This window comes from Streptomyces mangrovisoli (assembly GCF_000974985.2).
Classification (GTDB): domain Bacteria; phylum Actinomycetota; class Actinomycetes; order Streptomycetales; family Streptomycetaceae; genus Streptomyces; species Streptomyces mangrovisoli.
Genome location: NZ_LAVA02000107.1, coordinates 16,257 through 38,784 on the forward strand (window position 1 = coordinate 16,257; position 22,528 = coordinate 38,784).

General features: G+C 71.1%; 19 protein-coding genes and 1 pseudogene. 6 read left to right on the forward strand and 14 right to left on the reverse strand.

The features are described from left to right. The first annotated feature begins 211 nt into the window (after positions 1-211). Entirely contained in the window at positions 212-1,546 is a 1,335-nt protein-coding gene (gene gabT / locus WN71_RS34690; RefSeq protein ID WP_046582376.1) for a 4-aminobutyrate--2-oxoglutarate transaminase, read from the forward strand. 454 nt (positions 1,547-2,000) lie between these two features. Further along, the gene (locus WN71_RS34695) at positions 2,001-2,651 is read left to right on the forward strand and encodes a phosphatase PAP2 family protein (protein ID WP_420856556.1); all 651 of its coding nucleotides are present in this window, start codon (positions 2,001-2,003) and stop codon (positions 2,649-2,651) included. On the opposite strand, the gene WN71_RS34700 is transcribed toward WN71_RS34695, so the two are convergent. The 8 genes from WN71_RS34700 to WN71_RS34735 all read right to left on the reverse strand — a co-directional run bounded on the left by WN71_RS34700 (position 2,590) and on the right by WN71_RS34735 (position 12,315). Then, complete coding sequence (locus tag WN71_RS34700; protein WP_046582374.1) at positions 2,590-4,401, reverse strand: chitinase; 1,812 nt, start codon at positions 4,399-4,401, stop codon at positions 2,590-2,592. The two genes, WN71_RS34695 and WN71_RS34700, sit on opposite strands and share 62 nt — an antisense overlap. A gap of 70 nt (positions 4,402-4,471) precedes the next feature. Beyond that, entirely contained in the window at positions 4,472-4,972 is a 501-nt protein-coding gene (locus WN71_RS34705) for a hypothetical protein (RefSeq protein ID WP_046582372.1), read from the reverse strand. A gap of 116 nt (positions 4,973-5,088) precedes the next feature. Beyond that, positions 5,089-6,516 carry an NAD(P)/FAD-dependent oxidoreductase gene (locus WN71_RS34710; RefSeq protein ID WP_046582371.1) on the reverse strand — a complete coding sequence of 476 codons (1,428 nt, stop codon included), beginning with the start codon at positions 6,514-6,516 and terminating at the stop codon, positions 5,089-5,091. A gap of 74 nt (positions 6,517-6,590) precedes the next feature. Beyond that, positions 6,591-7,391 carry an ABC transporter permease gene (locus WN71_RS34715; RefSeq protein WP_046582368.1) on the reverse strand — a complete coding sequence of 267 codons (801 nt, stop codon included), beginning with the start codon at positions 7,389-7,391 and terminating at the stop codon, positions 6,591-6,593. After that, a complete protein-coding gene (locus WN71_RS34720) occupies positions 7,392-8,315 on the reverse strand; it encodes an ABC transporter permease (protein WP_046582366.1) in 924 nt (307 codons plus the stop codon). Next, positions 8,315-9,472 (reverse strand): ABC transporter ATP-binding protein, encoded by a 1,158-nt coding sequence (locus tag WN71_RS34725; RefSeq protein WP_046582364.1) that lies wholly within the window; start codon positions 9,470-9,472, stop codon positions 8,315-8,317. The genes WN71_RS34720 and WN71_RS34725 overlap by 1 nt, the downstream gene beginning before the upstream one ends. Beyond that, positions 9,469-10,716 carry an ABC transporter substrate-binding protein gene (locus WN71_RS34730; RefSeq protein ID WP_046582361.1) on the reverse strand — a complete coding sequence of 416 codons (1,248 nt, stop codon included), beginning with the start codon at positions 10,714-10,716 and terminating at the stop codon, positions 9,469-9,471. Before WN71_RS34730 ends, WN71_RS34725 begins: the two co-directional genes overlap by 4 nt. 63 nt (positions 10,717-10,779) lie before the next feature. Further along, complete coding sequence (locus WN71_RS34735) at positions 10,780-12,315, reverse strand: gamma-aminobutyraldehyde dehydrogenase (RefSeq protein WP_046582359.1); 1,536 nt, start codon at positions 12,313-12,315, stop codon at positions 10,780-10,782. Between the two features lie 220 nt (positions 12,316-12,535). Between WN71_RS34735 and WN71_RS34740 the strand changes: the two genes are divergently transcribed. Continuing rightward, entirely contained in the window at positions 12,536-13,102 is a 567-nt protein-coding gene (locus tag WN71_RS34740; RefSeq protein WP_046582357.1) for an NADAR family protein, read from the forward strand. 62 nt (positions 13,103-13,164) lie between these two features. On the opposite strand, the gene WN71_RS42370 is transcribed toward WN71_RS34740, so the two are convergent. Then, complete coding sequence (locus WN71_RS42370; protein WP_206300225.1) at positions 13,165-13,875, reverse strand: DUF4190 domain-containing protein; 711 nt, start codon at positions 13,873-13,875, stop codon at positions 13,165-13,167. A 497-nt stretch (positions 13,876-14,372) separates the two neighbouring features. Between WN71_RS42370 and WN71_RS34750 the strand changes: the two are divergent. Both WN71_RS34750 and WN71_RS34755 read left to right on the forward strand, forming a co-directional pair. Beyond that, positions 14,373-15,518 (forward strand): annotated as a pseudogene (locus tag WN71_RS34750) (adenosine deaminase). A 20-nt stretch (positions 15,519-15,538) separates the two neighbouring features. Then, entirely contained in the window at positions 15,539-16,231 is a 693-nt protein-coding gene (locus WN71_RS34755) for a glycerophosphodiester phosphodiesterase (protein WP_046582401.1), read from the forward strand. Between the two features lie 80 nt (positions 16,232-16,311). Here the strand turns inward: WN71_RS34755 and WN71_RS34760 are convergent, their stop codons facing one another. The 4 genes from WN71_RS34760 to WN71_RS34775 form a co-directional block, all read right to left on the reverse strand. Further along, complete coding sequence (locus WN71_RS34760) at positions 16,312-16,833, reverse strand: hypothetical protein (protein ID WP_046582354.1); 522 nt, start codon at positions 16,831-16,833, stop codon at positions 16,312-16,314. A 72-nt stretch (positions 16,834-16,905) separates the two neighbouring features. Further along, positions 16,906-18,096 (reverse strand): polyamine ABC transporter substrate-binding protein, encoded by a 1,191-nt coding sequence (locus tag WN71_RS34765; protein WP_046582352.1) that lies wholly within the window; start codon positions 18,094-18,096, stop codon positions 16,906-16,908. Between the two features lie 57 nt (positions 18,097-18,153). Beyond that, entirely contained in the window at positions 18,154-19,419 is a 1,266-nt protein-coding gene (locus tag WN71_RS34770) for a sensor histidine kinase (RefSeq protein WP_079178353.1), read from the reverse strand. A 35-nt stretch (positions 19,420-19,454) separates the two neighbouring features. Beyond that, complete coding sequence (locus tag WN71_RS34775; RefSeq protein ID WP_046582350.1) at positions 19,455-20,111, reverse strand: response regulator transcription factor; 657 nt, start codon at positions 20,109-20,111, stop codon at positions 19,455-19,457. 138 nt (positions 20,112-20,249) lie between these two features. Here WN71_RS34775 and WN71_RS34780 point away from each other — a divergent pair, with 138 nt between their 5' ends. Further along, positions 20,250-20,888, forward strand: a complete 639-nt coding sequence (locus WN71_RS34780; protein ID WP_046582347.1) for a hypothetical protein — start codon at positions 20,250-20,252, stop codon at positions 20,886-20,888. Positions 20,889-21,007: 119 nt separating this feature from the next. Here WN71_RS34780 and WN71_RS34785 read toward each other — a convergent pair whose 3' ends face one another. After that, a complete protein-coding gene (locus WN71_RS34785; protein ID WP_046582346.1) occupies positions 21,008-22,447 on the reverse strand; it encodes a gamma-aminobutyraldehyde dehydrogenase in 1,440 nt (479 codons plus the stop codon). Between the last annotated feature and the right edge of the window lie 81 nt (positions 22,448-22,528).

A 22,528-nucleotide genomic window follows, 5' to 3' on the forward strand; every position in this document is an offset into this window, starting at 1 on the left:
CCCCGCGTCGGTGTGCCGTCCTGTCCGATCCGGGTCCGCTCTATGTCCACGGCGGACAACCGGGGTCGCGGACAACGCCCACATGGAGCATGCCCAGCTCCCGCTCCCCGTCCTAGCCTGCGAGAAAAGAAGGAAAGCGTCCGAAAAACGCCCACCCGGAATTCCCGCGCCGCCGGGAGACCGGGTACGCAAGATCTTCAGGGAGCCCCCCATGACCGCAATCCCGCAGGAGCGCAGCGTCGTCACCGCCATTCCCGGCCCGAAGTCGCAGGAACTTCAGACCCGCCGCCTCGCCGCGGTCGCGCAGGGCGTGGGCTCCACGCTGCCGGTCTTCGTCACCCGCGCCGGCGGCGGCATCATCGAGGACGTCGACGGCAACCGCCTCATCGACTTCGGTTCCGGCATCGCCGTGACCTCCGTGGGCGCCTCGGCCGAGGCCGTCGTGCGCCGCGCCGCGGCCCAGCTCGCCGACTTCACCCACACCTGTTTCATGGTCACCCCCTACGAGGGCTACGTGGCGGTCGCCGAGGCCCTCGCCGAGCTGACGCCGGGCGACCACGCCAAGAAGTCGGCCCTGTTCAACAGCGGCGCCGAGGCCGTCGAGAACGCCGTCAAGATCGCCCGCGCGTACACCAAGCGCCAGGCGGTCGTCGTCTTCGACCACGGCTACCACGGCCGCACCAACCTGACGATGGCGCTCACGGCGAAGAACATGCCGTACAAGAACGGCTTCGGGCCGTTCGCGCCCGAGGTCTACCGCGTGCCGGTGGCCTACGGCTACCGCTGGCCGACCGGCGCCGAGAACGCGGGCCCGGAGGCCGCCGCGCAGGCCATCGACCAGATCACCAAGCAGGTCGGCGCCGACAACGTCGCCGCGATCATCATCGAGCCGGTGCTCGGCGAGGGCGGCTTCATCGAGCCCGCCAAGGGCTTCCTGCCGGCGATCCGCCAGTTCGCGGCCGACAACGGCATCGTCTTCGTCGCGGACGAGATCCAGTCCGGCTTCTGCCGCACCGGCCAGTGGTTCGCGTGTGAGGACGAGGGCATCGTCCCGGACCTGATCACCACGGCCAAGGGCATCGCGGGCGGTCTGCCGCTCGCCGCCGTCACCGGCCGCGCCGAGATCATGGACTCCGCCCACGCGGGCGGCCTCGGCGGCACCTACGGCGGCAACCCGGTCGCCTGCGCCGGTGCGCTCGGCGCGATCGAGACGATGAAGGAGCTCGACCTCAACGCCAAGGCGAAGAACATCGAGGCGATCATGAAGGCCCGCCTCGCCGCCATGGCCGAGAAGTTCGACGCGATCGGCGAGATCCGCGGCCGTGGCGCCATGATCGCCATCGAGCTGGTCAAGGACCGCGCCACCAAGGAGCCCCACCCGGAGGCGGCCGCCGCGCTCGCCAAGGCCTGCCACCAGGAGGGCCTGCTGGTCCTGACCTGTGGCACCTACGGCAACGTGCTGCGCTTCCTGCCCCCGCTGGTGATCGGCGAGGACCTGCTGAACGAGGGTCTCGACATCATCGAGCAGGCGTTCGCCGGCGTCTGAGGCCGCCGGTGGCCCCGCGGGGCCCCCGAGCCTCGCCCCCGGCCGTCACCACTGGTCGGTACCTCTGACGTCACAGCCGCCCCAGCCCCCGCGCACACCGCGCGCACGGGCTGGGGCGGTCGGCGTCAGAGCGTGTGAAGAAGGTGTGCGAGGTGGATGACGGGACGCGTTTCCGCCTGTCCTCGCCCCACCCCCTGCCGTAGGTTCTGAACAGATGAGAGATACACCCCGCCCACAGGGGACTGTGGGCGACGCCAGGCCGGGGCCTCCCCAGCTTCGACCTGGTCGTGCCCTGGCGCACACAACCGGAGGCTCACACTCCGGATCTCCTCACCGATCGGACAGCCGCTCGTCCCAAACCCCCCGGGACGCGCGGCATTCCGATCCGGACGGCCGCCTCGGAACCACCCCCCCTGTTCCGGGGCGGCCGACCTCCTTTCTCCTCACGCTGCTGCTGGCCGTTCCCACGGCCGTCTTCGCGCTGATCACCTGGCAGGTCGTCACCGATGGCCCGCTGGTGCGCCTCGACGAGCGCGCGAGCCATGCCCTGGTGCATCCGGACCGCGCCTCCGAACTCCTCTCGGACCTCGGGAACATGCAGGTCGCGGTGGTCGTGCTGGCCATCGCGCTGGTGTGTGCCGGAGCACGCGGCCGACGTGCCGGCCTTCCCCGCTGGTGGCTCCCACCGGCCGCGGGCGCCACGGTGATGACTCTGGTCCCGGCACTGGTCGTACCTCTGAAGGAGTGGACGGACCGCGGCGGCACCCCCGCCGTGCCGCCCGGCACGGGCTACTACCCGTCCGGGCACACCGCGACGGCCATGGTGGCCTACGGTGCCGCCGCCCTGCTCCTGCTGCCCTGGCTGCGCACCCGCCGGGCCCGCCGGGGCCTGGTCGCCGGCGCGGCGGCGCTGGTCCTCGCGGTCGCCTTCGGTCTCGTACGGCGGGGCTACCACTGGCCACTGGACGTCGTGGCCAGCGGATGCCTCGGCACGGTGCTGCTGACCCTGCTCGCCCTGGCGACGGGGCGGGCAGGGGCGGGTCTCAGCCGAAGTAGGCGTCGAAGTTCTTCTGGAACTCCCAGTTGGAGAAGCGGTCCCAGTTGATCGACCACGTCATCAGGCCGCGCAGCGCGGGCCAGGTGCCATGGGTGGTGTACGAGCCGCAGTCGGTCTTCTTCGTCAGGCAGTTGAGCGTCTTGGTGACCTCGGCCGGGGCGACGTAGCCGTTGCCCGCGTTGGTCGAGGCCGGCATCCCGATGGCCACCTGGTCGGGGCGGAGCGCCGGGAAGACGTTGGTGGTGTCACCGGCGACGGGGAAGCCCGTGAGCAGCATGTCGGTCATGGCGATGTGGAAGTCGGCGCCGCCCATGGAGTGGTACTGGTTGTCGAGGCCCATGATCGAACCCGAGTTGTAGTCCTGGACGTGCAGCAGGGTCAGGTCGTCGCGCAGGGCGTAGATGACCGGCAGGTAGGCGCCGCAGCGCGGGTCCTGGCCGCCCCACTTGCCGGTGCCGTAGTACTGGTAGCCCATCTGCACGAAGAACGTCTCCGGGGCCATGGTCAGCACGAACTTCGAGCCGTACTTGGCCTTCAGGGTCTTCAGCGCCGAGATCAGGTTGACGATCACCGGCGTGGTGGGGTTCTTGAAGTCGGTGTCGCTCGCGTCCAGTGAGAGCGAGTGGCCCTCGAAGTCGATGTCGAGCCCGTCGAGGCCGTAGGTGTCGATGATGTTCGAGACCGAGGAGACGAAGGTGTCGCGGGCCGCCGTGGTGGTCAGCTGCACCTGGCCGTTCTGGCCGCCGATCGAGATCAGCACCTTCTTGCCGGCCGCCTGCTTGGCCTTGATCGCGGCCTTGAAGTCGGCGTCGCTCTCCACGCTCGGGCACTCGCTGACCGAGCACCGGTTGAAGCGGATGTCGCCGGAGGTGGGCGAGGTGGGTTCACCGAAGGCCAGGTCGATGATGTCCCAACTGTCGGGCACGTCGGCCATGCGGGTGTAGCCGGAGCCGTTGGCGAAGCTGGCGTGCAGATAGCCGGTCAGGGCGTGGGTGGGCAGGTCGGTGCCGCCGCCTCCGCCGGTGGAGCCGCCCGAGGCGGTGGTCACGGCGACGGCGGCGGACTTCGCCGACTCGCCCGCCGCGTTGGTCGCGGTGACCTGGAAGGAGTACGCCGTGGCGGCGCTGAGCCCGCTGACGGTGGCCGAAGTGCCGCTCGCCGTCTGGACCTTGACCCCGTCGCGGTAGACGGAGTAGCCGGTGGCGCCACTGGCCGCGGACCAGGTGAGGGCCACGCTGGAGGAGGTGACGGAGCCCGCCGTGAGGCCGGTCGGCGCGGCGGGCGGCTGGCTCGCGGTGGCGCCGGGGCCGACCAGGGAGATGTCGTCGGCCCCGTAGGCGCCGGTGCCGTACCAGCCGTGGGTGTAGATCGTGACCTGGGTGGTGGCGGCGCCGGTGGTGAAGGTGGTGGTCAGCTTCTGCCAGTCGGCGGCCGACGGGGTCCAGGTGGACACGTCGGTGGTGCCGGTGCCGGTCGCGCCGAGGTAGACGTACGCGCCGCGCACGTAACCCGACAGCGTGTACTGGGAGTTGGGCTGCACGGTCACGGTCTGCGCGCACTGGGCGTAGTCGCTGCCGCTGGGGGTGGCCTGAAGTGCCGCGCTGCCGCTGTGCACGGGGCTCGCGACGGTGGTCGCGCCGCTGCAACTCCAGCCGTCGAGGCCGGACTCGAAGCCGCCGTTGCGGGCGAGGTCCGCGTCGGCCGCGTGGGCGGCCGACGACAGCGCGGTGACACCGGGCACGGCCAGCAGGGCCGCCGTGACCAGGGTGAGGAGGGATCTGGGTCCGCTGCGATCCACAAGTGCCTCCGGGCATGGGGGAATTGGAGGTGAGGAGCGCGAACAACTTGGTCCAGACCAATTGTGGTTGTCAAGTCCTGCGACCTCCGTCGCCGTCCTCGGCGCTCTCGGCGCCCGGGGCGCCGACGGCCTCGGCGGCCAGCGCGGCGGCCGCCTCGTGCATCGCGAGTTCGAGCAGCGCGGGGTCGGTGAGGGTGCCCGAGCCGTCCGGCGCGACCAGCCAGCGGACCCCGCCCGTCGCCCTCCCCGGGTACGGCACCACGATCCAGGTGCCGGCCCCCGCCGTGCGGATGCCGGTGCCCAGCCAGCGGGCCGCGGTGCCCGGCGGCACGAAGAACCCCATCCGCTCGTCTCCGAAGTCGACCAGCACCGGGCCGGGTTGGTCGAGAACCCGGGTCAGCACGTCGAGCGTCGGATAGCCGAGCCCGGCCGGGAGGATCAGGACGTCCCAGGCCCGCCCCGCGGGCAGCAGCGCCACCCCGTGCGGATTGCGCTCCCACTCCCAGCGGCACGCCTCGGGGTCCGGCGCCACCGATGCCAGCCACTCCACGGCCGGCTTCGCCCCTGTCATGCGACGACCTCCCTCTTCCTCGTCGACGCCGATCGCGTCAGGAGGGAGAGGGAGGTCGTGCGCGAGCATTACGCGGGTTGCGCCGGAAAATTGCCGTCAGCTCCGGAAATTTGTCGTCAGCTGTCGAAACCGAGCCCCAGCTTGTCCATGGTCCGCAGCCACAGGTTGCGCTGCCCGCCGTGCGCGTCGGCGCGGGCCAGCGACCACTTGGTGAGCGCGATGCCGGTCCAGGCGAACGGCTCGGGCGGGAAGGGCAGCGGCTTGGTGCGCACCATCGCCAGCTCGGTGCGCTCGGTCCGCTCCCCCGACAGCAGGTCGAGCATCACGTCCGCGCCGAACCGGGTGGCGCCCACGCCGAGTCCGGTGAAGCCCGCGGCGTACGCCACCTTGCCCTGGTGGGCGGTGCCGAAGAACGCCGAGAACCGCGAGCAGGTGTCGATGGCGCCGCCCCACGCGTGCGTGAAGCGGACGCCCGCGAGCTGCGGGAAGCAGGTGAAGAAGTGCGCGGCGAGCTTGGCGTAGGTCTCCGGCCGGTCGTCGTACTCGCGGCGCACCCGGCCGCCGTACGGATAGACGGCGTCGTACCCGCCCCACAGGATCCGGTTGTCCGCGGACAGCCGGAAGTAGTGGAACTGGTTGGCGCTGTCGCCGAGGCCCTGCCGGCCCGACCAGCCGATCGAGGCGAGCTGCTCGGCGGTGAGCGGCTCGGTCATCAGGGCGTAGTCGTAGACCGGCACGGTGTACGAGCGCACCCGCTTGACCAGGTTGGGGAAGATGTTGGTGCCGAGCGCGACCTGCCGGGCGCGCACCGAGCCGTACGGCGTGCGCACGGCCATCCCCGCGCCGAACCGCTTGAGGGCGAGGGCGGGGGTGTGCTCGTACAGCCGCACACCGAGCTCGCGGCAGGCCCGTTTGAGGCCCCAGGCGAGCTTGGCGGGGTGCAGCATGGCGACGCCCCGGCGGTCCCACAGACCCGCCTCGAAGGTCGGCGAGTTCACCTGCGCGCGGACCGCGTCGGCGTCCAGGAACTCGACGTCGCCGGCGAGTCCCCGGTCCTTCATCTCCCGGTGCCAGTCGTGCAGTTCCTCGGCCTGGTAGGGCTCGGTGGCGACGTCGATCTCGCCGGTGCGCTCGAAGTCGCAGTCGAGCGAGTAGCGGGCGACCGCCTGCTCGATCCCGTCGAGATTGCGGGCGCCCAGCTCCTCCAGGCGGTGGATCTCCTCGGGCCAGCGGGCCAGCCCGTTGGGCAGCCCGTGGGTGAGGGAGGCGGCGCAGAAGCCGCCGTTGCGGCCCGAGGCGGCCCAGCCCACCTCGTGGCCCTCCAGCAGTACGACGTCCCGCCCGGGGTCGCGCTCCTTGGCCAGGAGCGCGGTCCACAGTCCGCTGTACCCGCCGCCGACGACCAGCAGGTCGCAGGTCTCGGCGCCGGTGAGCGCGGGCTCGGGGCGGGGCTTGCCGGGGTCGTCCAGCCAGTACGGGACCGGCTGGGCGTCGGAAAGAGATCTGATGCAGTCGGTGCCAAGGCTCATGGCGCTAGGGGCCATGATTTCAACTCCCTACGAGGGTGTGCGTGATGGTGCTGCCCGGGGACCGTCCCCGGAGGTGCGGGCCGCCGCCGCTATGCCTTCTGCCTGCCCTTGCGGTTGCCGATGACCATCGAGGCGAGGACGAAGAGCACGGCGACCAGGAACATGGCCGTACCGATGACGTTGATCTGCACGGGCGTGCCGCGCTGCGCGGAGCCCCAGACGAACATCGGGAAGGTCACGGTCGAGCCGGCGTTGAAGTTGGTGATGATGAAGTCGTCGAAGGAGAGCGCGAAGGCGAGCAGCGCGCCCGCGGCGATGCCGGGTGCCGCGATCGGCAGGGTGACCCGCAGGAAGGTCTGCACGGGACCGGCGTAGAGGTCCTGGGCGGCCTGTTCCAGGCGCGGGTCCATCGACATCACGCGTGCCTTGACCGCCGTGACGACGAAGCTCAGGCAGAACATGATGTGGGCGATGAGGATGGTGTAGAAGCCGAGCTGCGCGCCCAGGTTGAGGAAGAGGGTGAGCAGCGAGGCCGCCATGACGACCTCGGGCATCGCCATCGGCAGGAAGATCAGCGAGTTGATCGCGCCGCGCGCGCGGAAGCGGTAGCGGACCAGGGCGAAGGCGATCATCGTGCCGAGGACGGTGGCGCCGATGGTCGCCCACACGGCGATCTGGAGGCTGAGGGAGAGCGACCCGCACATGCCGGCCACTCCGCAGGGGTGCTGCCAGGCGTCGGTGGAGAACTGCTGCCACTCGTAGTTGAAGCGCCCCTTCGGCTTGTTGAAGGAGAACACCGTCACGATGACGTTCGGCAGCAGCAGGTAGCCGAGGGTGGCGAGGCCCGCGATGACGACGAGGTTGCGCTTGAGCCAGTTGACGAAGGTCATTTAAACCAGATCCTCCGTGCCGGACCTGCGGATGTAGAAGGTGACCATCAGAAGGATCGCCGCCATCAGAATGAAGGACAGGGCCGCGGCGGTCGGATAGTCGAGGACTCTCAGGAACTGGGCCTGGATGACGTTGCCGACCATGCGGGTGTCGGTGGATCCGAGCAGTTCGGCGTTGACGTAGTCGCCGGCGGCCGGGATGAAGGTCAGCAGCGTGCCGGAGACGACGCCCGGCATCGACAGCGGGAAGGTGACCTTGCGGAAGGTGGTGAACGGCTTGGCGTACAGGTCGCCCGCGGCCTCGTGGAGGCGTCCGTCGATCCGCTCCAGCGAGGTGTAGAGCGGAAGGATCATGAACGGCAGGAAGTTGTACGTCAGACCGCACACCACCGCGAGCGGGGTGGCGAGGACGCGGTCGCCGGCCGTCCAGCCGAGCCAGTCGGTGAGGCTCAGGATGTGCAGCGAGTTCAGCGTGTGCACGACCGGGCCGTTGTCCGCGAGGATCGTCTTCCAGGCCAGCGTGCGGATCAGGAAGCTGGTGAAGAACGGCGCGATCACCAGGATCATGATCAGGTTGCGCCAGCGGCCCGCGCGGAAGGCGATCAGATACGCCAGCGGGTAGCCGAGCAGCAGGCACAGCACGGTCGCGGAGGCGGCGTAGAACACCGACCGCAGGAACTGCGGCCAGTACGAGGACAGCGCGTCCCAGTAGGTCGCGAAGTGCCAGGTGACCTTGTAGCCCTCTTCGAGGGAGCCCGTCTGCACGGACGTGGACGCCTGGTAGATCATCGGCGCCGCGAAGAAGATCAGCAGCCACAGGATACCGGGCAGCAGCAGCCAGTAGGGGGTGAAGCGGCCGCGCTTGCGCGGCGGCTTCTTCTCGGGCGCGGGCGCCAGGGGTGGCGCCTCGGTGACGGCGGCCATCAGGCGGCCTCCTCCCCCGCGTCGACCCCGGCGTCGATGTCCTGCGCGGGGTCCAGGCCGAAGGTGTGCGCCGGGTTCCAGTGCAGGACGACGTCGGCGCCGGGCACCAGTCGCGCGTCCCGGTCGATGTTCTGGGCGTAGACCTCGAACTCCGGACAGACCGGGCTGTCGATGACGTACTGCGTGGACACGCCGATGAAGCTGGAGTCGGCGATCTTGCCGGTGATGCGGTTGCGGCCCTCGGCGATCTCGCCCGCGTCGTCGGCGTGGGTGAGGGTGATCTTCTCCGGGCGGACGCCGACGAGCACCTTGCCGCCGGTCGTGCCGGGCGCGGAGCACCGGGTGCGGGGCAGGACGAGCTTGCCGCCGCCGGCCTTGAGGACGATGTCCTCGCCGCTGCGGGTGTCGATCTCCGCCTCGATCAGGTTCGAGGTGCCGAGGAAGTTGGCGACGAACGTGGTCTGCGGGTTCTCGTAGAGGTCGCTGGGCGCGCCGAGCTGCTCGACGCGTCCGGCGTTCATCACGGCGACCGTGTCGGCCATGGTCATGGCCTCCTCCTGGTCGTGCGTGACGTGGACGAAGGTGATGCCCACCTCGGTCTGGATGCGCTTGAGCTCCAGCTGCATCTGGCGGCGCAGCTTGAGGTCGAGGGCGCCGAGCGGCTCGTCGAGCAGCAGCACCTTGGGGTGGTTGATCAGCGCGCGGGCCACGGCGACACGCTGCTGCTGGCCGCCGGAGAGCTGGTGCGGCTTCTTGCGCGCCTGCTCGCCGAGCTGGACCAGCTCCAGCATGTCCTCGACCTGCTTCTTCACGCTCTTGATGCCGCGCCGGCGCAGACCGAAGGCGACGTTCTCGAAGATGTCGAGGTGCGGGAAGAGGGCGTAGGACTGGAAGACCGTGTTCACCGGTCGTTTGTACGGCGGGAGGTGGGTGACCTCCTGGTCGCCGAGGTGCACGGACCCGGAGGAAGGTTCCTCCAGGCCGGCGATCATGCGCAGGGTGGTGGTCTTGCCGCAGCCGGACGCGCCGAGCAGGGCGAAGAAGGAGCCCTGCGGCACGGTCAGGTCGAGCGGGTGCACGGCGGTGAAGGCGCCGTAGGTCTTGCTGATCCCGGAGAGGCGGACGTCGCCGCTGTTGTCTGTCGTCATGGTCGTCACGCCCCTGTGAGCTTCGTGAACTTCGCCTGGTACGCCGTCTCTTCCTTCGAGCTCAGCGCACGGAAGGCGACGGACTTCGCCTGCATGGCCTTGTCGGGGAGGATCAGCGGGTTGTCGGCCGCGGACTTGTCGATCTTGGCAAGGTACGGCTTCACGTCCGCGACCGGGCTCACGTAGTTCACGTAGGCGGAGAGCTGGGCGGCCGGCTCCGGCTCGTAGTAGAAGTCGATGAGCCGCTCGGCGTTGGTCTTGTGGCGTGCCTTGTTGGGGATCATGAGGTTGTCGGTGGACGTCATGTAGCCGCTGTCGGGGATGACATAGGCGACGTCCGGGTTGTCCGACTGGAGCTGCACGATGTCGCCGCCCCAGGCGATGCAGGCGGCCAGGTCGCCCTTGCTCAGGTCCGACGTGTAGTCGTTGCCGGTGAAGCGGCGGATCTGGCCCTTGTCGACGGCCTTCTGGATCCGGGCGATCACCTTGTCGTAGTCGTCGTCGGAGAACTTCGCCGGGTCCAGGCCCATGTCGAGCATGGTCATGCCGACGGTGTCGCGCATCTCGGTGAGCAGGCCCACCCGGCCCTTGAGGGCGGGGTTGTCCAGCAGGTCGGAGACCGACTTCACCTCGACGCCGTCGAGCGCCTTCTTGTTGTAGGCGACGACGGTCGAGATGCCCTGCCACACGTACGAGTACGCGCGGCCCGGGTCCCAGTCCGGGGAGCGGAACTGGTCGGAGAGGTTGGCGAAGGCGTGCGGCAGATTGGACGCGTCCAGCTTCTGCACGTAGCCGAGGCGCACCATGCGGGCGGCCAGCCAGTCGGTCAGCACCACGAGGTCACGGCCGGTGTCCTGGCCCGCGGCGAGCTGCGGCTGGATCTTGCCGAAGAACTCGTCGTTGTCGTTGATGTCCTCGGTGTACTTGACCGTGATGCCGGTCCGCGTGCGGAACGTGTCCAGGGTCGGATGGTGCTTGCCGCTGTCGTCCACGTCGATGTACTCGGGCCAGTTGGAGAAGTTGACCACCTTCTCCTTGGCCGAGTGGTCGTCGGCGGAGACGCCGCCCTGCGTCTTGCCGGCCGCGGGGATGCCGCAGCCGCTCAGCGCCGCCAGGCCACCGACGGCGAGCGCGCCGCCCGCGGAGGCGCGCAGCAGCGAACGGCGGGTCATGGCGGCCCGTCCGTTGCGGTAACTGCGCCGCACGGCGGCCGCTACGGCCGGTGACAGGCGGTCGGGCTCGTACTGCTCCATGCGCGTGCTGCCCTTTCGGGAGGTGACGGCCGCCCGGAGCGGTCCGCCACGTTCTACGTTCTGCTATCTGTCCCCGAAGACGGTGCGGTGCCAGTCCTTCCTGGCCACCGCGGTGTTGTCGAACATGACGTGCTTGATCTGCGTGTATTCCTCGAACGAATACGCCGACATGTCCTTGCCGAAGCCGGACGCCTTGTATCCGCCGTGCGGCATCTCGCTGATGATCGGAATGTGGTCGTTCACCCAGACGCACCCCGCCTTGATCTCGCGGGTCGCGCGATTGGCCCGGTAGACGTCCCGGCTCCAGGCCGAGGCCGCGAGCCCGTACGGGGTGTCGTTGGCGAGCCGGATGCCCTCGTCGTCGGTGTCGAAGGGCAGGACGACGAGGACGGGGCCGAAGATCTCCGCCTGGACGACCTCGCTGTCCTGGGGCGCGTCCGCGATCAGGGTGGGGCGGTAGTACGCGCCGTCCTTCAGCGCGTCCTGCGGAGACTCCCCTCCGGTCACCACGCGCGCGTAGCCGCGCGCCCGGTCGACGAAGCCGGCCACCCGGTCGCGCTGGACGTGCGAGATCAGCGGGCCGAGGTCGGTGCCGGGGGCGAACGGGTCGCCGAGCCGGACGCTCTCCATGAGGGCGGCCGTGCGCTCGACGAACTCGTCGTACAGGGGCCGCTGCACGTACGCGCGGGTGGCGGCCGTGCAGTCCTGGCCGGTGTTGATGAGCGCCCCCGCGACCGCGCCGTTGGCGGCGGCCTCGACGTCGGCGTCGTCGAACACGAGGAAGGGGGCCTTGCCGCCCAGCTCCAGGTGGAGCCGCTTGACGGTGGCGGTCGCGACCTCCGCGACCCGCTTGCCGACGGCGGTGGAGCCGGTGAACGAGGTCATCACGACGTCCGGGTGGCCGACCAGGTGCTCGCCGGCCTCCTTTCCGGTGCCGGTGACGATGTTGATCACGCCGTCCGGGATCCCCGCGTCCGTCGCGGCCTGCGCGAACAGCAGCGCGGTCAACGGCGTGAGTTCGGCGGGCTTCAGGACGATCGTGTTGCCGGCCGCGATCGCCGGCAGGACCTTCCAGGCGGCCATCTGGAGCGGATAGTTCCAGGGCGCGATGGAGCCGACCACGCCGATGGGCTCGCGGCGGACGTACGACGTGTGGTCGCCCGAGTACTCGCCGGCGGACTGGCCCTGGAGGTGCCGGGCCGCGCCCGCGAAGAAGGCGGTGTTGTCGATCGTGCCCGGCACGTCGAACTCGCGCGTCAGCTTCAGCGGCTTGCCGCACTGGAGGGACTCGGCGCGGGCGAAGTCCTCGGCCCGCTCCGCGAGCACGGCGGCGAACCGGTGCAGGGCGTCGGAGCGCTCGCCCGGGGTGGCCGCGGCCCAGGCGGGGAACGCCTCGCGCGCGGCGGCCACGGCCGCGTCCACGTCGTCGGTCCCGGCCAGTTCGTAGACGAGGACGTCCTCGCCGGTGGCCGGGTCGATCACGGTGTGGGTACGGCCCGATGTGCCCTTGGTCAGCCGGCCGCCGATGAACTGCGCGCCGTCCGCGAACCGTTCCTGCGCCGGAAACCGGTCCGGGGTCTCGCTGCCCGGATTCTGCATGTCGCTCTCGCTCTCCTCCGCCGCCGCCCCGCTGATGTTCAGGGGCGCTCATGGCGTAGCTCCAGCTCGATTTGAATGCCGATCCTGACAGAGGCAATGGTTCCCTACAAGTGATTCCGTTGTTGCCTTTCGGTTACGCGACGGAATCTGTCGACCAGGTGTCGAGTCGACATGGAAAAGGGAGGACGGAGTGTCAGTGGTGACTGCCAGACTCGCATGCATGGGGAAGATCGATTCGCGGGACACCCTGGTCAGCGCCGTGCGCGCGGGGGCGAAAGTGAAGTACCTGCACTTCTGGGGGCACCGGCCGCGGCCGGACGGCACGGCGGGCGCGGGCTGCCTGAGCCAGTGGTGGCCGGCGCCGTTCACGGTGGACGGCGTGACCTACCGGACGGCGGAGCACTGGATGATGGCCGGCAAGGCGCGCCTCTTCGACGACGGGCCGGCGCTGGAGCAGGTGCTGGCGGCCGACCACCCCTCCCTGGCGAAGAAGGCCGGACGGCTGGTCCGCTCCTTCGACGAGGAGATCTGGCGGCGGGAGCGGTTCGCGATCGTGGTCGAGGGCAGCGTGCACAAGTTCTCCGCCCACCCCGAGCTGCGGGACTTCCTGCTGGGCACGGGCGAGCGGGTCCTGGTGGAGGCCAGCCCGGTGGACCGCGTCTGGGGCATCGGCCTCGCGGCGACGGACGAGGGCGCCGCCGACCCGGAGCGCTGGCGGGGGCCGAACCTGCTGGGCTTCGCACTGATGGAGGCGCGGGACCGACTCCGTCGGGGAGGGCTGGGGTAGGGGGCGCGCTGCGCTTCCTGCGGGGAGAGGCCGTATCTACGACGTTCGGGGAGAGGCCGTACTTACGGGGACAGGTAGTAGACCAGCATGGCCGCGCCGAGGACGACACCGGTGGCTCCGCAGATGATCCCGGCGAGGGCCTGGCCGCGGTTGGTCGCCTCGTCGCGCAGGACCCTGCGGCGGCCGAGCACGCCGAGCACCACCGCGACCGCTCCGGCCAGCAGGGACAGCGGCGAGAGGAAGAAACCGACGGTCGACAGGATGCCGGTCACCAGGGCCGCGGTGCCCTGCCCGTTGCTGGGCGGCGGCCACGCCTCGAAGCCGTCGTACCAGCCGGGGGGCGGTGGGGCGGGGTAGGCGTAGGCCCCGAGATATCCGTAGGGCAGCCGACCGGGGCCGTCGGGGGCGATGGGGGGCGGCGGCACGGGGACGCCTGCGGCGGGGCTCGCGGGTGAGGAGCGGCGCGGCCCGGCGAAGACGGCCGCCGGGCCGGCGGGAGGCGGCCAGACGACGGGCGGGACGAGATCCGGCCTGGCGGACGGTGGAGCGAGTTCCGCCCTGGCGGCCGACGGGACGAGATCCGGCGTGGGGGCCGGCGGGACGAGATCCGGCGTGGCGAAGCCCGGCAGGGGGGCCGGCGGGGCGAAGTCCGGCCTGGCGAAGTCCGGCGGGGCTGCCGACGGGGCGAAGTCCGGGCTGTGGTGCCGGCCGGGCGGGGCCGATCGGTGCGCGGTGGCGTCCGGTGTCCCCGGTGCCTGCGCGTCGTCGGACATGGCGCGGGCCCCCTCCGTGGTGCGTCCCGCCATGCTACGACCGCGACACGCCTGCCGCAGGCCCCTCCGGCGTTCCCTGCGGGTCGGTGGTGGTTGGTCGCGCAGTTCCCCGCGGGTCGGTGGGGCCCCTTCGCGCAGTTCCCCGCGCCCCTCCAGGGCACGGCTACGAGGCGCCCCCAAGAAGGGGCGCGAGGAACTGCGCGACCAGCCCCCACCGACCCGCAGAGACAACCGACCGCCCGGGGCCACGGGAACTACGCAAACAGCCAAGCCCAGCCGACCAGGGGCGCGGGGAACTGCGCGAAAGGCCCCCACCGGGCCGCAGGGAAAGTCGATCAGGGGCGCGAGGAACTGCGCGAAGAGCCCCACCGACCCGCAGGGACAATCGACCAGGGGCGCGGGGAACTGCGCGAAGAGCGCCACCGGGCCGCAGGCGCCCCCGGTGGAGCGGCCGTCGCGCCCCCCGAAGGCGACGCCGCCTAACATGATCCCGAGTCATCGATCAGCCGATCACCGCGCCCCCACGACCCGCGCCGTCACCGGGGCCGCCGTTCCGGGGAGGAACCTTGACCGACCACACCACCACCGACCAGCCCCAGCCCCAGCCCGCCGCAGGCGACCTGCACGCCTTCATCGCCCATCTGCCGAAGGCCGAACTGCACGTCCACCACGTCGGCTCCGCCTCCCCCCGCATCGTCGCCGAGCTGGCCGCCCGCCACCCCGACTCCAAGGTCCCCACCGACCCCGAGGCGCTGGCCGACTACTTCACCTTCACGGACTTCGCCCACTTCATCGACGTGTACCTGTCCGTCGTGGACGTCATCCGCACCCCGGAGGACGTCCGGCTGCTGACGTACGAGGTGGCCCGCGACCTCGCCCGCCAGCAGGTGCGCTACGCCGAGCTGACCATCACCCCCTACTCCTCCACCCGCCGCGGCATCGACGAGCGCGCCTTCATGGACGCGATCGAGGACGCCCGCAAGGCCGCCGAGGCGGAGTTCGGCACCGTGCTGCGCTGGTGCTTCGACATCCCCGGCGAGGCGGGCCTCGAATCGGCGGAGGAGACGGCGCGGCTCGCCACCGACGACCGCCTGCGCCCGGAGGGCCTGGTCTCCTTCGGGCTCGGCGGCCCGGAGATCGGCGTGCCCCGGCCGCAGTTCAAGCCGTACTTCGACCGCGCGATCGCCGCGGGACTGCACTCCGTGCCGCACGCCGGCGAGACCACGGGTCCCGAGACGGTGTGGGACGCGCTCACCGACCTGCGCGCCGAGCGCATCGGGCACGGCACCAGTTCCGCGCGGGACCCGAAGCTCCTCGCCCACCTCGCCGAGCACCGGATCGCGCTGGAGGTCTGCCCGACCTCCAACATCGCCACCCGCGCCGTGCGCACCCTCGACGAGCACCCGATCCGGCAGTTCGTCGACGCGGGCGTGCTCGTCACCGTCAACTCCGACGACCCGCCGATGTTCGGCACCGACCTCAACAACGAGTACGCCGTCGCCGCCCGCCTGCTCGGCCTCGACGAGCGCGGCGTGGCCGAACTGGCCAAGAACGCCGTGCACGCGTCCTTCCTGGACGACGCGGGCAAGGCGAGGATCATCGGCGAGATCGACACGTACACCTCGGCGTTCCTCGCCCCCTGAACACCGCCACAATGGGGGCCATGCAGACCGTGACCGCCGTGGCGCACCGCGGCGACCCCTACCGCGTCCGTGAGAACACCCTCGACTCCCTGCGTTCCGCGCTCGACCGGGGCGCGGACGCGGTCGAGGTCGACGTACGGCTGACCCGGGACGGCGTACCGGTGCTGCTGCACGACGCGACGCTGAAGCGGCTGTGGGCACACGACCGGCCCCTCGCCTCCCTGTCGGCGGACGAGGTGCACGGGCTGACCGACGGCGGGGTGCCGACGCTGGCCCGCGCGCTGGAGGCGACGGACGGCAGCCGGGTCATGCTCGACCTGCCGGGCACCCGCGACCGGCGCGGCGCGCAGCGGGTGGTGGACGCGGTCCGCGCCTGCGGCGCCGAGGACCGCGTCTACTACTGCGCGGACGCCGAGGCCATGCTCGCCGTGCGCGCCGCCGATCCGTCCGCCGAGATCGCGCTGACCTGGACGACACTGGCCCCGCCACGGCCCGCGCTGCTCGCGGCGGTACGGCCGCGCTGGCTCAACTACCGCTTCGGGCTGGTCGATCACGCGCTGGTGGCGCGGGTGCACCGGGACGGCTGCCTGCTGTCGGTGTGGACCCCGGACACCCGGCGTTCGATGCGCCGGCTGCTCGGCCTGGGCGTCGACTCGATCACCACCAACCGCGTCGACGTCCTGCACGCCCTGCGCCTGCGGCAGCAGGACTGAGCCCCGGCGGCGACGGGGGCGCCGCCGAACGGCGCCGCCGAACGGCGCCGCCGATCCCCGGCCGGCCGGGGATCGGCTCCCTACACCGCCGGGACCGGCACGGCGTCCGTGGTGAGGGCCGCCAGCCGCCGGATCTTCCGCCGTACGACGTACAGCGGGAGCACGCCGAAGACCCCGAACGACATGTCGATCACCGACCACCAGAAGGGGATGCCGCGCAGCGGCCCGCAGATCAGGGCCAGCGGGATGATCCCGGCGCAGGCGATCATCGCGAACTCGACGACCCAGATGTTGCGGACGGGATCGCGGTAGGGGCCGTAGAAGGCCACCGCGATGACGAGATGCGCGAAGGCCAGCCAGTCGGTCCCGTAGAGCAGGAACGGGTAGTCCGTGTCGGCGGTGTCCAGGCCCTGGCGCACCCGCACGATCCAGTCGTAGAGCCCGGGCAGGTGCTCCGGCGCGGACAGCGCCCGCAACAGGCTCTCGGTCCAGCGCAGTTCGTGCACGAGCGGGAACGCGGTGGCCCCGCTCAGCACCAACGCGACGACGAAGCACACCAACCAGACGCGAATGCCCTTGAGCAGGGCGGCTCTGTCGCTCATGGCGACAGCGTACGCCCGTTCTGAACATGTTCAAAAACGAGGTCCCGCCCGGGTCCGCCGGCGGGCCGCGCCTCACAACCCCACGATCGCGTTCCAGCGCTTCGTGAGTTCCACCCGTTCCGTGGACGTGATGTCGCGGGCGATCACCAGCCGCTTGCGCATTTCGGTGTTCGGGAAGATCAGGGGGTTGGCCGCCAGGGCCGCGGTGTCCTTGTCCTTGGAGTCGGCGAGGACGGCCTGCGCGGCGGGGACCGGGCAGACGTAGTTCACCCAGGCGGCGAGCTCGGCTGCGACCTCGGGCCGGTAGTAGTAGTCGATCAGGCGCTCGGCGTTGGCCTTGTGGCGGGCGCGGTCGGGGATCATCAGGGAGTCCGCCCACAGCTCCGCGCCCTCCTCGGGGACCACGAAGCGGATGTCGGGGTTGTCCGCCTGGAGCTGGATCACGTCACCGGAATACGCCTGACAGGCCAGCACGTCACCGCTCACCAGGTCCTTGGTGTAGTCGTTGCCGGTGAAGCGGCGTATCTGCCCGTTGTGGACGTACTTCTCGACCTGGTCGCAGACCTTGTGGAAGTCGGCGACCGTCCAGCGGGTGATGTCGACCCCGTTGCCCTGCATGAGCAGCGCGAACGCCTCGTCGAGGCCGGACAGCAGGCTGACCCGGCCCTTGAGGTCGTTCGCCCACAGGTCGGAGACGTGCCGGACCTCCCGGCCCAGCTTGCGGTGGTTGTACGCGATGCCGGTGATCCCGGACTGCCACGGCACGGTGTACTTGCGGCCCGGGTCGAAGCCGGGCGAGCGCAGCAGCGGGTCGAGGTACTTCGCCACGTTCGGCTGGTTCGCCCGGTCCATCTCCTGGACCCAGCCGAGCCGCACGAACCGCGCGCACATCCAGTCGCTGATGACGATCAGGTCGCGGCCGGTTTGCTGGTGGTTCATCAGCGCGGGGCTGATCTTGCCGAAGAACTCGTCGTTGTCGTTGATCTCCTCGACGTAGTCGACGGAGATCCCGGTGCTCTTCTCGAACGCCGCGAGCGTCGGCCGCAGGTTCGGGTTGTCGTCGTCGACATCGATGTAGAGCGGCCAGTTGGCCCAGGTCAGTCGCTTGTCCCGGGCCGACAGATCGGTCACGGCACGCTCGGAGCGTGGCACGTACGCTTCACGGACCCCGCAGCCCGAGAGCGCGGCGAGTGCGGCCGTGCCGCCCAGGGCGCGCAGCAGGGAGCGACGGGAGGGCGAGGGCAGGAAGGGAGTCTGGGGCACCCGCGCAGCATGCCGTGCGCGCGCCCGGACGGACAATCGACGCAGCGTCGAGCATGGTCATGCGGAACCGACACCTTGTCGAACGCGGGGGTGGAGGCCGGGTGACATCCGTGTTACGGACGCCTCAGGCCCGTCTCCGGGGGCCGCGGGCAGCATGATCTCGACCGTGAGACCGCCCCTCGGGTGGGTGTGCGCGAGCACCCGCCCGCCGTGCGCGGCGACCACGGCGGACACGATGGACATGCCGAGCCCGAGCCCGTCCCGTCCCCGCACCCGGTCCGCGCCCAGCCGCCGGAACGGCTGGAACAGCCCCGGCGCCTGGTCGGCCGGGATCACCGCGCCGCTGTTGGCGATCCGCAGCGCCGCCCGCCCCGCCGCGTCCACGCCGGTCCACACGCTGACCCAACCCCCCTGCCCCGCGGGGAGGTTGTGCCGTACGGCGTTGTCGAGGAGGTTGACCACGAGCCGTTCGAGCAGCTGCGGGTCGCCCAGCACCGGGGCCGCGGCGAGGCGGGCCTCCACCGGCGGCCCGCCCGTCGGCAGAAGGTCCCCCACCACGGCCGCGAGATCGACGAACTCGCGGCGTTCGAGGCCCTGTTGGCTGCGGGCGAGAGTCAGCAGCGCGTCGATGAGCCGCTCCTGTTCCTGGCCGGCCGCCCGCACCCGCAGCAGCGCGGCGCGCAGCGCCTCGGGACCGGCGTCCGGGTCGGCGAGGGTGACGTCCACGATGGTCTGCTGGAGGGTGAGCGGGGTGCGCAGTTCGTGCGAGGCGTTGGCGACGAACTGCTTCTGCGCCTCGAACGCGCCCTCCAGCCGGGCCAGTACGGCGTCGAAGGTGTCCGCGACGGCCTTCAGCTCGTCCTCGGGACCGCACACCGCGAGCCGTTCGTGCAGGTTGTCGGCGGAGATGCGGCGGGCGGCCGCCGTCATCGTGCGCAGCGGGGCCAGCACCCGCCCGGCCATGAGCCGCCCGAGCGCCAGCGACACCAGTGCCACCAGGGCGAACGCGACGCACGCCTCCACGAAGAACTGGTGCAGCTGGTCCTGCCGGGTGTCGGCCACGATGGTCCGTACGACCGCCGGGGTGCCCGGCCCCAGCTCGCCGTAGCTCGCCCCCTCCTGCACCGCCGTCGTCCGGCCCGCCTCGGAGTGTGTGACGAGCAGGTACGTCATGCCGAGGAGCAGCGCGCCCGTCGCCACGAACAGGCCGCTGTACAGCAGGGTGAGCCGCCAGCGGACGCTCGCCGGGTACAGCCGCCGCCACGGCAGGTTCCGCACCCCGCACGTGATCCGACGCGTGATCGGGTGCGTGGTCGGGCGCATGACCGGGTGCGTGGTCGGGCGCATGGTCCGGCGGTTCACCGGATGCGGTACCCGGCGCGGTCCACCGTCTCGATCAGCGGCGGTTCGCCCAGCTTGCGCCGGAGCCGGCTGACGGTGACCTTCACCGTCTGGCTGAAGGGGTCGGCTGCCTCGTCCCATGCCCGCTCCAGGAGTTCCTCGGTGGACACCACCGCGCCCTGCGCCCCGAGCAGCAGTTCCAGCACCGCGAACTCCTTAGGACTGAGCGGCAGTTGACTGTCGGCGCGGGTGGCCCGGCGGCGCGCCGGGTCGAGCCGCAGCTCCCCGCGGACCAGCACCGGCGGCAGCGCGGGCTGCGCCCGGCGGGCCAACGCCCGGATGCGGGCGACGAGTTCGGCGAAGGCGAAGGGCTTGGACAGATAGTCGTCGGCGCCGAGCCCGAGCCCCGTCACCCGGTCGGCCACCGTCCCGGACGCCGTGAGCATCAGCACCCGCGCGCGGTTGCCGCTCCCGGCGAGGGTGCGGCAGACCTGGTCGCCGTGGAGGCCGGGCAGGTCCCGGTCGAGGACGACGACGTCGTAGCCGTTGACGTCGGCGCGTTCCAGCGCGGTCGGTCCGTCGTGCGCGAGGTCGATCGCCATGCCCTCCCGGCGCAGCCCCGCGGCCACCGTCCGGGCCAGCTCCTCATGGTCGTCCACCACCAGCACACGCATGGCGCCCAGTGTGGCGGCCGGGCGGTTACACCCGGATAAGCCCGGCCGTTCCCGTGCCGTAACCGCCGACGCGGTTCGGTTGGGGCGTACGCATCGCAGCACCACCCCAAGATCGCAGCACAACCCCTAGGAGGAACCATGCGCGCTCTGGCGACCCGGCCCCATCGGCTCGCCCTCGGCGTCGCCGTGCTGACGGCGGCCGCCCTCGGCACGGTCGGCGTGTCGGCGGCGCAGGCCGCCGGGCCGGCGTCCGCGAACGGCTCGGGCAAGGCCACGAAGGTCATCGCCGGTGCCACCGTCGTGAAGGAGAAGGGCAAGGGCGGTGACACGGCCGGCCTGCCGCCCAAGGGTGTCGGCATCGGTGTGGCGTACAAGCCCACCGCACACGCGCCCGGCGACGTCAACACCGCCAGCACGCGCTTCGCCACGTGCATGAGGAGCAAGGGACAGAAGGGCTTCCCGGACATCCACGCGAGCGGGAGCGGCAAGCGGATCCGGCTCCAGGTACGGGTGGGAGCGCAGAAGGGCTCCGACCTGAACTCCGCGAGCTACAAGAAGGCCGTCAAGGTGTGCGCGCCGATCCTCGCGAAGGCGGGCGTCACCTTCACCTCGGGCAGCGGGCTGCCGCCGCTGCCGAAGCCCGGCGAGCCGGGGAAGTCGGGCAAGGCGAGCGGGTCGAGCAGGGAGGCCCCCTCCCTGGACAAGGTCGAGTCGGGGACGGGCGTGGGGCAGGACGACGGCGGGCCCGGCCTGACCACGAGCGGCTTCGGGGCCTGAGCCGCACGGCCGTCCCATGAGGGGGGAACACCGCGGCCCCGGAACGGAGCAACTCCGTTCCGGGGCCGCGGGCGTACCTCACCCTCGCGGGCGTACCTCACCCGACCCGCGCGGAGCGCCTACGCGTCCAGCGACGTCATCACGTGCTTGATGCGCGTGTAGTCGTCGAAGCCGTACGCGGAGAGGTCCTTGCCGTAGCCGGACTTCTTGAAGCCGCCGTGCGGCATCTCGGCGACCAGCGGGATGTGGGTGTTGATCCACACGCAGCCGAAGTCGAGCTTCTTGGACATCCGCATGGCGCGGGAGTGGTCCTTGGTCCACACCGAGGACGCGAGGGCGTACTCGACGCCGTTCGCGTACGCGACGGCCTGGTCCTCGTCCGTGAAGGACTGCACGGTGATGACCGGGCCGAAGACCTCCTGCTGGATGATCTCGTCGTCCTGGTTGAGCCCGGAGACGACGGTCGGGGCCCAGAAGTAGCCCTTGTCGCCGACCCGGTGGCCGCCCGCCTCGACCTTGGCGTGGGCGGGGAGGCGCTCGATGAAGCCGGAGACCTGCTTGAGCTGGTTCGGGTTGTTCAGCGGGCCGTAGAGCACGTCCTCGTCGTCCGGCTGCCCGGTCTTCGTCTCGGCGGCGGCCTTGGCGAGCGCGGAGACGAACTCGTCGTGGATGGAGTGGTGCACGAGCACGCGGGTCGCGGCGGTGCAGTCCTGGCCGGCGTTGAAGAAGCCCGCCACCGAGATGTCCTCGACGGCCTTGGCGATGTCGGTGTCCTCGAAGACCACGACGGGCGCCTTGCCGCCGAGCTCCAGGTGGACCCGCTTGACGTCCTTGGACGCGGATTCCGCGACCGACATGCCGGCGCGTACCGAGCCGGTGATGGAGGCCATCGCCGGGGTCGGGTGCTCGACCATCGCGCGGCCGGTGTCGCGGTCGCCGCAGACGACGTTGAAGACGCCCTTGGGCAGGATCGAGCCGAGGATCTCGGCGATCAGGACGGTGGAGGCCGGGGTGGTGTCCGAGGGCTTGAGGACCACGGTGTTGCCCGCGGCGATCGCCGGGGCGAACTTCCACACGGCCATCATCATCGGGTAGTTCCAGGGCGCGACCTGCGCGCAGACGCCGACCGGCTCACGGCGGACGATGGACGTCATCCCGTCCATGTACTCGCCGGCCGAGCGGCCTTCCAGCATCCGCGCCGCGCCCGCGAAGAAGCGGATCTGGTCGACCATCGGCGGGATCTCCTCGGAGCGGGTGAGGCCCACGGGCTTGCCCGTGTTCTCCACCTCGGCCGCGATGAGTTCCTCGGCGCGCTCCTCGAAGGCGTCCGCGATCTTCAGCAGGGCCTTCTGGCGCTCGGACGGGGTGGTGTCGCGCCAGCCGGGGAAGGCCGCGGCGGCGGCCGCCATCGCGGCGTCCACGTCGGCCGGCCCGGACAGCGGAGCGGTCGCGTACGCGTCGCCGGTCACGGGGTTGACCACCTCGGTGGTCCGTCCGTCGGCGGCGTCGCGGGACTCACCGTCGATGTAGTTGCGCAGACGACGCAGCTCGGTGCTCACTGCCGGCCTCCTGATCAGGTTCTGACGTCAGCTGGGGGCGTCCAGCTGTATCGGGCTGTCCACTCACTGAGACACCCCACC